Below are 12,840 nucleotides of genomic sequence, written 5' to 3' on the forward strand. Positions count from 1 at the left end.
TCTCGGTCCCCTCTCGGTGTGGACGCACCCAGCCTACGCCCGGCGGAAAAGGTCGCCGCGCTTCTCCACTCTGGCGAGTACGTCGGGTGCGGTGAAATCCAAGTCATGGGGGTCTTCGCAGCTCTCCACCTCTTTCCACGTGAGCGGCGTCGACACCGTGGGCCGTTCCCTGGCCCGCAGGGAGTAGGGCGCGACGGTGGTCTTGGCCGGGTTGTTCTGGCTCCAGTCGATGAACACCTTCCCCGGGCGCAGCTTCCTGGCCATCACGCTGACGATCTCGCCGGGATGCTCCTTGGCCAGGAGCTGGGCCAGCCTCTTGGCGTACGCGGAGGGCTCCTCGCGGCAGTCCCAGTCCGCGTACAGCTGCATGCCCTTGTTGCCGCTGGTCTTGGGCACGGCCGTGAGGCCCTCCTCCTTCAGCGCCTCGCGCAGCATGAGCGCCACGCGCGTGCACTCGACGATCGTCGCGGGCGGGCCGGGGTCGAGGTCGAAGACGAGCGTGTCGGGCGGCAGCGCCTGGCCGTCATCGTCCACGCGCCACTGGGGGACGTGCAGTTCGAGTGCGGCGAGGTTGGCGTAATAGACGAGCGTGGGCAGATCGTCCACGATCGCGAAGTCGATGGTCTCGCGGTTCTTGGTGCTGCCGGGCACGGGCAGGTTCGCCCGCCTGACCCAGCCGGGGGTGTGGTCGGGGGCGTTCTTCTCGAAGAAGGACTGGCCGGTGACGCCGTTGGGGTAACGCTTGACGGTCAGCGGCCGGCCTTGGAGGTGCGGCAGCAGGACGGGCGCGACGCGGCTGTAGTAGTCGATGATCTCGGCCTTGGTGAAGCCGTACTCGGGATAGAGGACCTTGTCCAGGTTGCTCAGCGTCAGCTCGCGGCCGTCCACCTTGACCGGCACCTTCATGGCGTGACCTCCGCGGGGAGCTTGTCGGGGCGCAGACCGCGCCACACGGGGTGGCGCAGCCGCCGCTCGTCGGTCCACATCGTGTAGGCCACCTCCCCGACCAGATCTGGCCTAACCCACCGATTTCTCCACGGAACCTCGTTGCTGAACGGGCTGCGCGGGATCTCCAGCGGCCGCAGCATCCGGTACAGATCGTCGAGGACGGCGTCGGTGAACCCCGTGCCGACGTGCCCGACGTACGTCAGCCCCTCGTCCGTGAACACGCCCATGAGCAGCGACCCGATGCCTCCCGCGCGGCGTCCCTTGCCCGGCTTCCAGCCGCCGATCACGACCTCGCGGACGGTCAGGTTCTTCACCTTGATCCACCAGGGTGACCGGGTGCCCGCCCGGTAGGGCGAGTCGAGCCGCTTGGCGACCACGCCTTCGAGCCCCTGCTCGTACGTGGCGCTCAGCAGGTCGGAGTCGCCGGGGAAGTAGGGGGCCGCGCCGATGTCCAGCTCGTCGAGCAGTGCGCGGCGGTCGCGGTAGGTGAGGTCGAAGAGCGGCATCCCGTCGAGATAGAGCAGGTCGAACGGCATGTACGTGATCGGGTACAGCCGCAGCACGGCCGGCTCCGGGTCGGTCAGGTGCATGCGGTGCTGGAGCCGGACGAAACTGGGCCGGCCCCGGGGGTCCAGCGCCACGAGTTCCCCGTCGATGACCGCGTTCTTGATCCCGAAGCCGTATATTTCCGGATAACGACGGGTGTACTCCACCCCGTGCCTGCCCGTCAGCCGCACACCGCCGTCGAGGTGCAGCAGGGCCCGGATGCCGTCCCACTTGACCTCCAGACCGTACAGATCGCGGTCGGAGGGTAGTTCCCCAGGTACGGCCAGCATCGGTTCGACTGGGTATGGCATTGGTTGCCCCATGACGGGTATGTGCCCAAAGGTGAGCTGATGAGAGCTGAGGAGTGTCCATGCGCAGCATCTGGAAAGGTGCGATCTCCTTCGGACTGGTGACGATCCCGGTCAAGCTCTACTCCGCGACAGAACAGAAGGACGTCTCCTTCCACCAGGTGCACCGCGAGGACGGCGGCAGGATCCGCTACAAGCGCGTGTGCACGCTGGACGGCGAGGAGGTCCCGTACGCCGACATCGCGAAGGGGTACGAACTGGCCTCCGGCGAGATGGTCGTGCTCACCGACGAGGACTTCGAGGGCCTGCCCCTGAGCACGTCGCGCCGCATCGACGTGCTCCAGTTCGCCCCCGCTGAGCAGATCGACCCCATCTACTTCGCCAAGTCGTACTACCTGGAGCCCGACGCGCAGGGGGCGAAGCCGTACGTGCTGCTGCGCAACGCCCTGGAGAGCTCGGGCCAGGTCGCGGTGGTCAAGGTGGCGCTGCGCCAGCGCGAGTCGCTGGCGACGCTGCGGGTCAGGGACGGCGTGTTCGTCCTGGAGACCATGCTCTGGCCGGACGAGATCCGCACGCCCGACTTCGGCTTCCTGGAAGAGGACATCGAGGTACGCGCCCAGGAGCTCAAGATGGCCGAGTCCCTCATCACCACCATGGAGTCGGACTTCGACCCCAGCGAATACCACGACACCTACCGCGAGGCGCTGCAGCAGGTGATCGAGGCCAAGGTGGCGGGCAAGGAGGTCGTCCCGGCCCAGGAGGAAGAGGAGGCCGGGCCCGCGGTGGACCTCATGGCGGCGCTGCGGGCGAGCGTGGAGGCCGCCAAGCGCGAGCGCGAAGGGGCGCCGGCCAAGCCGAAGAAGGCGGCGGCCGGGAAGGCCAAGAGCGAGGAGAAGACTCCCGCCAAGCGCAAGACCCGCAAGTCCGCGTAGGAGTTGCTCGAAGGGCCGGTCGTGCTGCCGGCCTGTCTCACTGAGCCCTGCTGTGCCGCGGGCCTGCTTTCCATCCTTGTACGGCCGCGTAGGCCGCTTCGTCTGTACGGCCGCGTAGGCCGCTTCGTCTGTACGGCCGCGTCTGTACGGCTGTGTAGGCCGCCTTGTCGCCGTGTGACGCGTCGCTGAGCTGCTGTGCCCGGAGGTCGATGCGACCCGGTGGGCGGACCGGCCAGGGGATCGGCGGATCGGCCTGGGATCGGCCTGGGATCGGCCACGGCAAGCCGACCGCCATCGCCCCGGCGGCGCTGCTGTGTCGATCACCAAATGGGACATATCAGGATAATTCGTGTTACTTCATTGTATAGCCCTTTAATACAAGCAATAAGATTGTTAATGCAGAGCAAAATGGAGTCGTGCCTGTTTGCTAGGCAATCTGCCGGAAATGACAGCTTGTGGATGACTCTTCAGCGGGCGTCCAAGATTTGTTTCTGGTTATCCGGAAACGTCGAGAACGGGGCAATCGATCCTTTAGGGGGAATACGCAATGCCCAAGCTCAAGAGCGTACTCGCAGGCCTCGCCGTCAGCACCGCGCTGGCCGGCGGCGTGGTGAGCGCGGGAGCGGCGACAACCGCTGCCACCGCCGACGCCGCCACTCAGGTCAGCACCGGCACGTCCGTCCTCACCAACGGCTGCGGCGGTGGCTGGGCCTGGCGCCGCTGCGGCGGCTGGGGCTGGAACCGCGGCGGCTGGGGATGGCGCCGTCACCACAACCACAAGCTCCGCGTCCGGGTTAAGATCCACAACCGCAACTACAACCGCAACGTCTTCCCGAGGCACGAGCGGCACGAGGACACCACTCGTTAATCGGTGGCCGTTCGGGAGTGGGGTCCGTAGCTTTATACGGAACGTTATTCCTTTCTCCTAGCGGTATTCAGGTGAGGGCTCTCCGGCGTTTGCCGGGGGGTCCTCATCCTGTTATTCGCGCGCCCGTGAAAAGAGCGGTCGCCTTTGTGGGTGAGGGCGGCTCGGACGTGCCCGCGTACGGACGCGGGGGAGCGTCCGCCCGGAAGACGCGTCCGGCACCTCATGGCGGTGAGGACGTCGCTGTGAGGGGGTGACGCGCGTGCGCGGCGGGGAGTCGCCCGGCGAGGTCGCAGGGGGGCGGCGGGCCTGACCGGCTCGCGACCCGGCCCTCACGACGGCCGATCCCCGCGCCGCCGGCCACCGTCGCACGCAGACCCCGCCCCTGTGTGGAGGGCGGCGGGTCCGCATGAGCAGCGGACCGGCCAGGTGCCCTTAGTCACCGGGCGGACATCCGACGAAGGGGGACGCGCCGAACGCTCGCATCGGCCACACGGGTCTTCGGCGTGAGGGGGCGGACGTGCTGGGCGTTCGCGCAGGATGGGTGGAGGTTCGGCATGAGGGGGTGCGTGTGCCGAGTGCCGGCACACACCGAGTGGGTGCCCGGCCTTGAGGGATTGATGCGCCGAGTGCCCGCCGCAGGTCGGGCAGGCGTGAACGGATGGACACGCAGGGGAAGACGGTCGCGGTGGTCGCGATCCGGATGGACGCGTTGAGTGCCCGGACCGGCCGGGCGGGTGCTCGGTGGGAGGGGGCGGACGTGGTGAGTGCCCGCATTCGGCGGGTGGGCTTCCGGGTCCTCGGTGAGGAGGGCCGGTGCCGTTCGCCGGTGAATGCGGGCACTCGGTGGTGTGCCTGAGCTCATCGCCCGGGCGGTTCATCGCCCTGGGCGGACTCCTCGCCGGCGCGTCAGGCGTGCGGCGGGTTCAGGCAGTGCCGGAGGTGCTACCACCTGTGGCGATCGAAACCGTTGTCGTTGTGGTTGTGGTTCCTGTTGATGATGACGATCCTGATGCGGCCCGAGCCGTGGTGGTGGCGACCCCAGCGCTTGCCGCGGTTCCACCCCCAGCCCCAGCCGCCGCAGCGGCGCCAGCCGCAACCGTGTCCGGTCAGGACTGACGTGCCGGTGCTGACCTGGGTGGCCGCGTCGGCGCTCGCCGCGGTGGTGGCCGCTCCCGCGCTCACCACGCCTCCGGTCAGAGCGGTGCTGATGGCGAGTCCTGCGATGACACTCTTGAGCTTGGGCATTGCGCTTTCCCCCTAAAGGATCGATTGCCCCGTTCAGCCGCTGCAGAGCTGTCCGCGTCAAAGCGAATGGTTCGTACAGCGACTCGGATGACGACTTGCATTTCATCCGTACGGGGCATATTTCCTGCAGAAAGCGCGACAAACCGGACTTACCGGGTTTTGCCCGACACGAGGCATTTTCATGGGGCATGCGACAGCCCATGGGGCATGCGACAGCACGGCACCACGGCGAAAAAGCCGGGAACGGCGATTCCCGGCGGCAGTGACAATGGCCCGAAAACGACGCAGCGAGGGCTCCCCGGCTGTTGCCGAGGGAGCCCTCACCGAGTTGCCGTGGAGACGAGGAGAAATGAAAGCCTCAGGCCGAACCGCGAGGAAAAGCGGACCGCTCCCGAGAACCCGCACTAATGGCGGGCACTCATCCCTGCGCCATCAACGCACGGACTTTGTTACCAGTTCTGCCCGTCACGGCGCTGGTGGTGGTGCTCGTGCTCGTGGTCGTTGATGTTGTGGTTGTCGTTGCGGATGACGATGCAGATGTTGCCGCTACGGTGGTGCCGCCGGTGGCCGCCCCAGCCCCAGCCCCAGCCGCCGCCACCATGGTGGCCCCTGTTGCAGCGCTGGTGGTGACGACCGTGGTGGCGGTGGTGACGGCCCCAGCCCCAGCCGTCCGACGCGAGGACGGACGTGCCGCTGGTGACCTGGGTGGCGGCGTTGGCCGCGGTCGTCGCCGCGCCCGCGCTGACCATGCCGCCGGTCAGCGCCGTGCTGAAGGCGAGGCCTGCGATAACACTCTTGAGCTTGGGCATTGCGTTTTCCCCCTAAAGGATCGGTTGCCCCGTTCTCGGCGTTTTCCGGATTGCCGGGAAACAGATCTTGGACGGCTGCTGAAGGCTCATCCACGGAATGTCATTTCCGGGCCGGTGGACGGGCAAACAGTCACGACTCCATTTTGCTCTGCATTAACAATCTTATTGCTCGGATTAAAGATTTATCCACTGAAAAGAGTGGATATGTCCGAATCTTCCGCATTTGGCCCGGCCAAGTATGGGCGGCAACGGCCGTCGTCCGGACGTCGAATGACGCCGGACCCTTTTCGGCGCCGATGATGCGCATGCGCGGGCCGCTCACGGAAACAAAAGTCCGCGAGCGAACAATGGCGCGACGCCGGCCATGACAAACGCACGAACAGGCTTGGCCGTTTTCGCCGCAATGGGGATGCGTACCAAAAACCGATGTGCGTCGTCCGGCGCGAGCGGCGGTCATCGTCGAGCGGGAAGCGGCGATCGAGCCGTCCCGGGAGATGTCCGCCGCTGTGCGTGGATCCCGGTCATGACGCTCGCCGGCCCGTTCCGTCTGTTCACGGTACGTGCCTCGGTCGTCACGCTAGGTATCGTCATGCTTTCCGGCAGGGATGGCCATAAACGGCTTACGCCAGCTTTTGCCACAGCCTTGGTGCGTCATGAGATCGCTTAGACATCTATCCAGCGAAAAATCCAGAAACGCCCGAGTCGGGCCCCGGGCCGGCGGCCATGGGAGAGCGGGCACCACGCAGGACGGCGAGCCCTCCACCGATCATGCGCGTACCCCTCCGCACGGAGTCCGGACCCCACCAAGGGCCGATGGTTATCGTGGAAAGACGGGATGAGGCGTTCGAAGGAAACGAGGAGGAGAGATCATGGCCGCGGAGCCGGTCCCACACTGGCCGGGACGCATGATCGGCTCGGTGCACGTCCGATCCACGCCGAAGGGCCCCGCCGAGCAGGCGGTGTTCGTGCACGGCCTGGCGGGGGCGGCGACCAACTGGACCGATCTGATGGACGAACTCAAGGACACCGTCACCGGCCACGCCATCGACCTGCCGGGCGCGGGGTTCTCGCCCGTGCCGCCCGACGGCGACTACTCGGTCGCCGCCCACGCGGGCGCCGTGGTCGGCCTGCTGGAGCACACGGGCCCGGCCCACCTGTTCGGCAACTCGCTCGGCGGCGCGATCGCGGTCAGGGTGGCCGCCTCCCGCCCCGACCTGGTCCGCTCGCTCACGCTCGTCTCGCCGGCCCTGCCCGACCTGCTCCCGAGGTACGGCCCCGTCCGCATCGCCGCGGCGGCGGTGCCCAGACTGGGCGAGTGGGTGGCCGACAGGCTGCGCATGATCCCGGTCGAGCAGCGCATCACCGCGTCCATGTCCTTGGTGTGGGCCGACGCGGGCGCCGTGCACCCCGTACGCCTGCGCGACGCCATCGACGAGCAGCGCAGGCGCGACGACCTGCCGCACGCGGGCGAGGCCATGATCCGCTCCGCGCGGGGCATCGTCGCCGAGTACTTCCGCAGGGGCGAGGACACGCTGTGGCGCCAGGCGGAGAAGGTCATGGCCCGCACCCTGATCATTCACGGCCGCCACGACCGCCTGGTCCGCCCGGCCATGGCGAGGAAGGCGTACCGTGCGTTCCGGCAGGTCAGGCTGGTGCTGCTGCCGACGGCGGGGCACGTGGCGATGATGGAGACGCCGAAGGTGGTGGCGGCCGAGGCACGCCGTCTGATCAGTGAGACTCGATTGGGGAATGCCCCACTGCCCAGCTAGGTTTCACAGTTGAGATAAGACCCCTGAAACGGGAGCGTAGAACGTGTCGTTGCCACCGCTGGTCGAGCCGGCCGCAGAGCTGACCGTCGACGAAGTGCGCCGCTACTCGCGCCACCTGATCATTCCCGATGTGGGCATGGCGGGGCAGAAGCGGCTGAAGAACGCCAAGGTGCTGTGTGTGGGCGCCGGTGGCCTGGGCTCCCCCGCGCTGTTGTATCTCGCGGCGGCGGGTGTCGGCACCCTGGGCATCATCGACTTCGACGTGGTCGATGAGTCCAACCTGCAGCGCCAGGTCATCCACGGCCAGTCCGACGTGGGCCGGCCGAAGGCCGAGAGCGCCGCCGCCTCGATCCGCGAGATCAACCCGCTGGTCGACGTCGTGATCCACAACACGGCGCTGACGACCGAGAACGTCATGGAGATCTTCGCCGGCTACGACCTCATCGTCGACGGCACCGACAACTTCGCCACCCGCTACATGGTGAACGACGCCGCCGTGCTGCTCGGCAAGCCGTACGTCTGGGGCTCGATCTACCGCTTCGACGGCCAGGCCAGCGTCTTCTGGGCCGAGCACGGGCCCTGCTACCGCTGCCTCTACCCGGAGCCCCCGCCTCCCGGCATGGTGCCGTCGTGCGCCGAGGGCGGCGTGCTCGGCGTGCTGTGCGCCTCCATCGGCTCCATCCAGGTCAACGAGGCCATCAAGCTGCTGACCGGCATCGGCGACCCGCTGGTCGGCCGGCTGATGATCTATGACGCCCTGGAGATGAAGTACCGCGATGTCAAGGTCCGCAAGGACCCCGAGTGCGTGCTGTGCGGCAAGGACCCGTCGGTCACCCAGCTGCTCGACGACTACGAGGCGTTCTGCGGCGCGGTCTCCGACGAGGCCGCCGAGGCCGCCAGCGGCTCCACGATCACGGCGGTCGAGCTCAAGGGCATGATGGACCGCGGCGAGAACATCTACGTCGTCGACGTCCGCGAGCCCAACGAGTACGAGATCGTCTCCATCCCCGGCGCCACGCTGATCCCCAAGGGCGAGTTCCTCAACGGCTCGGCCCTGGAGAAGCTGCCCCAGGACAAGAAGATCGTGCTCCACTGCAAGTCGGGCGCGCGCTCGGCCGAGGCGCTCGCGGTCGTCAAGAACGCCGGCTTCTCCGACGCCGTCCACGTGGGCGGTGGCGTGCTGAGCTGGGTCAAGACCGTGGACCCGAGCCTGCCCAGCTACTGAGGGTTTCTGGGGATGTTCCCCCGACACCCGCTTTAAGGTCGAAGGTGTGAACTCCGCCCGCCCCTGGCCCACACTCGTGGTGGCCTCCGCGCTGACCCTGTTCTGCGCGGTGACCGCCGGAGTGGCGGGCAGCGCGGCGGGCACGGAGCTCACCAGGGGGCCCAGCACGGCCGAGTTGCGCACGGCGGCCGCGCTGGAGGTGGCCGAGCGCTGGCGTACTTGGCCCACGGGCCGCATCTTCCCCGCGACGCTGCCCTACTCCGCCGAACAGGGCGGGCGCGAGCGGGCCCACCGGGTCGGCATCTCGCCGCACGCGACGTGCGGGAAGGACGCCGTGGACGCCAAGGCGGTCGCGACGCTGCGGGCGGCGGGCTGCAAGGGCGTCCTGCGGGCCACGTACGTGGACGCGTTGCGCGGCGTGCTCGTCACGATCGGCGTGGTGGCGCTGCGCGACGAGCCGGGGGCCGTACACGCCAGGTCGGCCTTCGCCGACAACGGCAAGCCGGCACCCGGGCTGCGTCCGCTGGCCTTCACCGGCACGGTCTCCGACCGGTTCACGCCGGCCGTGCGCCAGTCGGGGTCGGTCCGCCAGGCGGGCCCGTACCTGGTGCTGACCACGGCCGGCCAGGTCGACGGGCGGCCGGCCGACGCGGCCGGCGAGCCCCGGCCCGCGATCTTCGCCTTCGCCACCGACATCGCCGAGCGCGTGCTGAGCGAGCTGAGCACCCCGAAGATGCCCGACTGCGCCGCCAAGGAGTGGCGGTGCTGACCGGGGGCAGAGGGCGCGGCGTTGGCGCCGTGGTGGGGGTGTTGCTGCTCGCCGCCGCCGCCCCCGCCGTCGCTGGGACCCTGCTCCACCCCGCCCACGCCGACGACGTGCGCGGAGGCCAGCAGGCCGTCATCGAGACGCTGAAACTGCCGCAGGCGTGGCGGACCAGCAAGGGCGCGGGCGTGCTTGTGGCGGTGCTCGACTCCGGCGTCGATCCGGGCCATCGCGACCTTTCCGGCTCGGTCCGCGTGGGCAAAGATTTCACCGAGGGCGCAAACCCGCCCGGCACCAAGCCCAGCAGGCTGCACGGCACGTACATGGCCTCCCTGATCGCCGGGCACGGCCACGGACCCCAGGGAAAACGGGGGATCATCGGCGTCGCGCCCGAAGCGGACGTACTGTCGGTAAGGGTCATTCTCGAAGACGAGGAGCCGGGCTTCCGGGAGTTCAACTCGGCCGAGCGCTTCGAGAACGTGGTGGCCAAGGGCATCCGCTACGCGGTGGACGAGGGGGCAGACATCATCAACATGTCGATCTCCAAGGAGCTGGCGACCAGGGAGGAGCGCGCGGCCATCCGCTACGCCATCTCCAAGGGCGTCGTGCTCGTCGCCGCCGCGGGCAACCGGGGCGACAGGAAGGTCGAAGGCGACTTCGCCCCCTACTCCTACCCGGCGGCCTTCCCCGGCGTCGTCTCCGTCGGCGCGACCGACGGAGAGCTGCGGCGGGCCACGTTCTCCAACTGGAACTCCTCGGTGCTGGTGGCCGCGCCCGGCGTGGACATCATGGGCGCGGGCCCCGGCGACGAATACTGGGTCGGCCGGGGCACGTCGCAGGCCAGCGCGCTGGTGTCGGGCGTGGCCGCGCTGATCAAGGCGCGTCATCCGCGCATGTCGCCGCCGCTGGTGGCGCGGGCCATGGCCGACAGCGCCACCGACCGGCCTCCAGGCGGCTACGACACCGCGACCGGCTTCGGCGTGGTCAACGCCGCCAAGGCCCTGGCCGAGGCGGCCCGGCTGGCCGGGCACACCGAGACCGCCGCGGGCGCGCAGGCCCAGGACCCGGCCCGGCCGCTGGCCGGCGGGCAGGCGGGCCCGGTCAAGGTCATCGTCAGGGACGAACGGCGCGTCACGGTCTACGCGGCGGTCGCCGCCGCGGCCGGCGCCGGCGCGCTCGCGTCCCTGGCCGTCATATTCATCCTGGTCAGACGGGTACGCCGGGCCACCATGGCACAGGACGCATGATCCGCCCACCAAGGGGGACGAAATAGACACGAAGCGAATGCGGGAACGAGGCGGTGGTGAAGGGACGTAGGTCGGTCACAGGGCTCCCGCGTGCCGAGGGAGAGGCCACGCAGGAGCACAGGAACCCGCTCGGCGCCACCACCGGCCGGCGGTCGCGCGTGCGTTCATGGCCGGCGGCGGGCTCGCGCCGGCGTACGGAGGCCAAGGAGCGGGCCGAGCTGGCCCTCCTCCAGCAGGGCATCCGCAACCGCCGCGTCTTCGTGACGCTGCTCGGCGTCATCATCGCCGTGTCGGCGGTCGTCGTGCTGCTCGGCACGGTCGGCATGGTCGCCGAGACACGCTCGCGTCCGCTGACGCCCGCCGAGCAGAACCAGTACAAGCAGGAGGAGATCGCCAGGCGCTGGCAGGCGTGGCCCGCCAGCGGGGTCTTCCCAGAAGAGGTGAGATACCTCGGGCTCGACCGCGCCCAGCAGTACGCCAGAAGGGTCGGCATCGCCCCCGAGACCGAGTGCGCCAAGGGTGTGGACGCCTCCGTGGCCGGCGTGCTGCAGAGCCACGGCTGCCTCACCATGCTGCGGGCCACCTACATCGACCAGACGGCCTCCTTCGTCATCACGGTCGGCGTGGCCGTGCTGAAGGACGAGGCGTCCAGGATCTCGGCCGCCGAGGAGCTCACCCAGGACGACCGCGTCGGCGTGCTGCCCGTCGCCTTCCCCGGCACGGTGAGCGAGCGCTTCGGGCCCGACCAGCGCCAGCGCACCGGATGGGTGGGCGCCGGCCCCTACCTCGTGTTCTCGACGGCGGGCTACGCCGACGGGCGCACCAGGGCCGCGATCCCGCCCGAGGAGATCCTGCACAGCGAGCTGTGGCCGGCCGCCAAGTCGATCGGCAACCAGATCGCCTACTTCCTGGCGGACCCGCCCAAGGTGCCGCCCTGCACCCAGGGGAACGTGTGCTGACCGCCGTACGCGTCGTCACCGCCGCGCTGCTCGCCTTCTCCGCACCCGCCGCCGATCCCGTCAGGGAGCAGCAGCAGTGGGTGCTCGACGCGCTCAACATCGAGCAGGCGTGGCAGGTCACCAAGGGGGAGAACGTCACCGTCGCCGTCGTCGACAGCGCCGTCGACGGCGAGATCAAGGAGCTGAAGGGCCGCGTCGCCGCCGGCCCCGACATGACCTCGGGCTCGGTCACCCGCGAGCTGCCGCCTGGACGGCACGGCACCGCCATGGCCGCCCTGATCGCGGGCTCGGGCAAGGACGACGGGCTCATCGGCACCGCGCCGGCCGCCCGCATCCTGTCGCTGCCCATGGTCATCGACGACGAGCCCGCGCTCATCCCGCCGCTGGAGAGCGAGGCGTCGGCGGAGAGCCCGCTGGCCCGCGCCCTCCGCTACGCCGCCAACCACGGCGCCCAGGTGGTCAGCATGTCGATCGGCTCGTACGGCCCGCTCAGGTCCGAGCGCGAGGCGGTCTCGTACGCGCTCAGCAAGGGCGTCGTGCTGGTCGCGGCCGTGGGCAACGACGGAGTGACCCAATACGCCAAGGACAAGGGCACCTCCTACTGGAGCTTCCCGGCCGGTTACCCCGGCGTCATCGGCGTGGCCGCCACCGACAAGCAGGGCCGTCGGGCCACGTTCAGCAGCGACAACCTGTCCGTGCTGGTCTCCGCGCCCGGCGTGCAGGTGCCGGTGGCCAAGCGCAAGAAGGGTTACGAGCTGTCCGAGGGCACCAGTTCGGCCGCCGCGCTGGTGGCCGGGGTGGCGGCGCTGATCAAGTCGCGTCATCCGACGTTGCCGCCCGAGCAGGTCGCGCAGGCGCTGGCGGCCAGCGCCAGGGGCCGGCCGGCGGCCGGTTACGACGACAAGACCGGGTTCGGCGTGGTGGACGCCGCCGCCGCGCTGAACGCCGCCGAGCGGCTCACGGGCGCGCAGCGCAGCATCACGCCCGGGATGGAGCACTTCGGTCAGGGCGAGGACTCTCCGGCGCCCACCAGGCCCGGCCCCGACCCCTTGCGGCTGTGGCTGTACGGGGGCGGCCTGCTCGTGGCGCTGGTCACGTTCTGCGGCGCGATCGTCGTGCTCAACCAGCGCAAGGAGCAGTGACAGGCCCGATGACAGGCATCGGCCAGCCGCAACGACATGCTCGACCAGGCATAACGGCATGAGGTGAACAGGTTTCTCG

At 69.3% G+C, this 12,840-nt stretch carries 12 protein-coding genes; 8 read left to right on the forward strand and 4 right to left on the reverse strand.

Going from position 1 to position 12,840, the window contains the following annotated elements:
• Positions 1-33: 33 nt before the first annotated feature.
• A complete protein-coding gene (gene ligD / locus AB0C28_RS36325) occupies positions 34-906 on the reverse strand; it encodes a non-homologous end-joining DNA ligase (protein ID WP_358080157.1) in 873 nt (290 codons plus the stop codon).
• Entirely contained in the window at positions 903-1,805 is a 903-nt protein-coding gene (gene ligD / locus AB0C28_RS36330) for a non-homologous end-joining DNA ligase (protein ID WP_358080158.1), read from the reverse strand. Before ligD (AB0C28_RS36330) ends, ligD (AB0C28_RS36325) begins: the two co-directional genes overlap by 4 nt.
• Positions 1,806-1,864: 59 nt before the next feature.
• Here ligD (AB0C28_RS36330) and AB0C28_RS36335 point away from each other — a divergent pair, with 59 nt between their 5' ends.
• Entirely contained in the window at positions 1,865-2,734 is an 870-nt protein-coding gene (locus AB0C28_RS36335; protein ID WP_357854652.1) for a Ku protein, read from the forward strand.
• Positions 2,735-3,281: 547 nt separating this feature from the next.
• Complete coding sequence (locus AB0C28_RS36340; RefSeq protein ID WP_357854650.1) at positions 3,282-3,602, forward strand: hypothetical protein; 321 nt, start codon at positions 3,282-3,284, stop codon at positions 3,600-3,602.
• 942 nt (positions 3,603-4,544) lie between these two features.
• On the opposite strand, the gene AB0C28_RS36345 is transcribed toward AB0C28_RS36340, so the two are convergent.
• Together AB0C28_RS36345 and AB0C28_RS36350 are read right to left on the reverse strand one after the other, a co-directional pair.
• Complete coding sequence (locus AB0C28_RS36345) at positions 4,545-4,847, reverse strand: hypothetical protein (RefSeq protein ID WP_358080159.1); 303 nt, start codon at positions 4,845-4,847, stop codon at positions 4,545-4,547.
• 449 nt (positions 4,848-5,296) lie between these two features.
• On the reverse strand, positions 5,297-5,656 hold the full coding sequence (locus AB0C28_RS36350; protein WP_357854645.1) for a hypothetical protein: 360 nt from the start codon (positions 5,654-5,656) through the stop codon (positions 5,297-5,299).
• 869 nt (positions 5,657-6,525) lie between these two features.
• Here AB0C28_RS36350 and AB0C28_RS36355 point away from each other — a divergent pair.
• The 6 genes from AB0C28_RS36355 to AB0C28_RS36380 are packed head-to-tail and all read left to right on the forward strand — an operon-like array spanning position 6,526 to position 12,761.
• Positions 6,526-7,425 carry an alpha/beta hydrolase gene (locus AB0C28_RS36355; RefSeq protein ID WP_358080160.1) on the forward strand — a complete coding sequence of 300 codons (900 nt, stop codon included), beginning with the start codon at positions 6,526-6,528 and terminating at the stop codon, positions 7,423-7,425.
• 43 nt (positions 7,426-7,468) lie between these two features.
• Positions 7,469-8,650: an adenylyltransferase/sulfurtransferase MoeZ gene (gene moeZ, locus AB0C28_RS36360; RefSeq protein WP_357854640.1), complete on the forward strand. Its 1,182-nt coding sequence runs from the start codon at positions 7,469-7,471 to the stop codon at positions 8,648-8,650.
• A gap of 46 nt (positions 8,651-8,696) precedes the next feature.
• Positions 8,697-9,419 carry a hypothetical protein gene (locus tag AB0C28_RS36365; RefSeq protein ID WP_357854637.1) on the forward strand — a complete coding sequence of 241 codons (723 nt, stop codon included), beginning with the start codon at positions 8,697-8,699 and terminating at the stop codon, positions 9,417-9,419.
• Positions 9,413-10,660 (forward strand): S8 family serine peptidase, encoded by a 1,248-nt coding sequence (locus AB0C28_RS36370; protein WP_358080161.1) that lies wholly within the window; start codon positions 9,413-9,415, stop codon positions 10,658-10,660. Before AB0C28_RS36365 ends, AB0C28_RS36370 begins: the two co-directional genes overlap by 7 nt.
• Before the next feature lie 56 nt (positions 10,661-10,716).
• Complete coding sequence (locus tag AB0C28_RS36375; RefSeq protein ID WP_357854631.1) at positions 10,717-11,619, forward strand: hypothetical protein; 903 nt, start codon at positions 10,717-10,719, stop codon at positions 11,617-11,619.
• Complete coding sequence (locus tag AB0C28_RS36380; RefSeq protein WP_357854628.1) at positions 11,613-12,761, forward strand: S8 family serine peptidase; 1,149 nt, start codon at positions 11,613-11,615, stop codon at positions 12,759-12,761. The genes AB0C28_RS36375 and AB0C28_RS36380 overlap by 7 nt, the downstream gene beginning before the upstream one ends.
• Positions 12,762-12,840 lie beyond the last annotated feature (79 nt).

This window comes from Nonomuraea sp. NPDC048892, assembly GCF_040649735.1.
Lineage (GTDB): Bacteria > Actinomycetota > Actinomycetes > Streptosporangiales > Streptosporangiaceae > Nonomuraea > Nonomuraea maheshkhaliensis.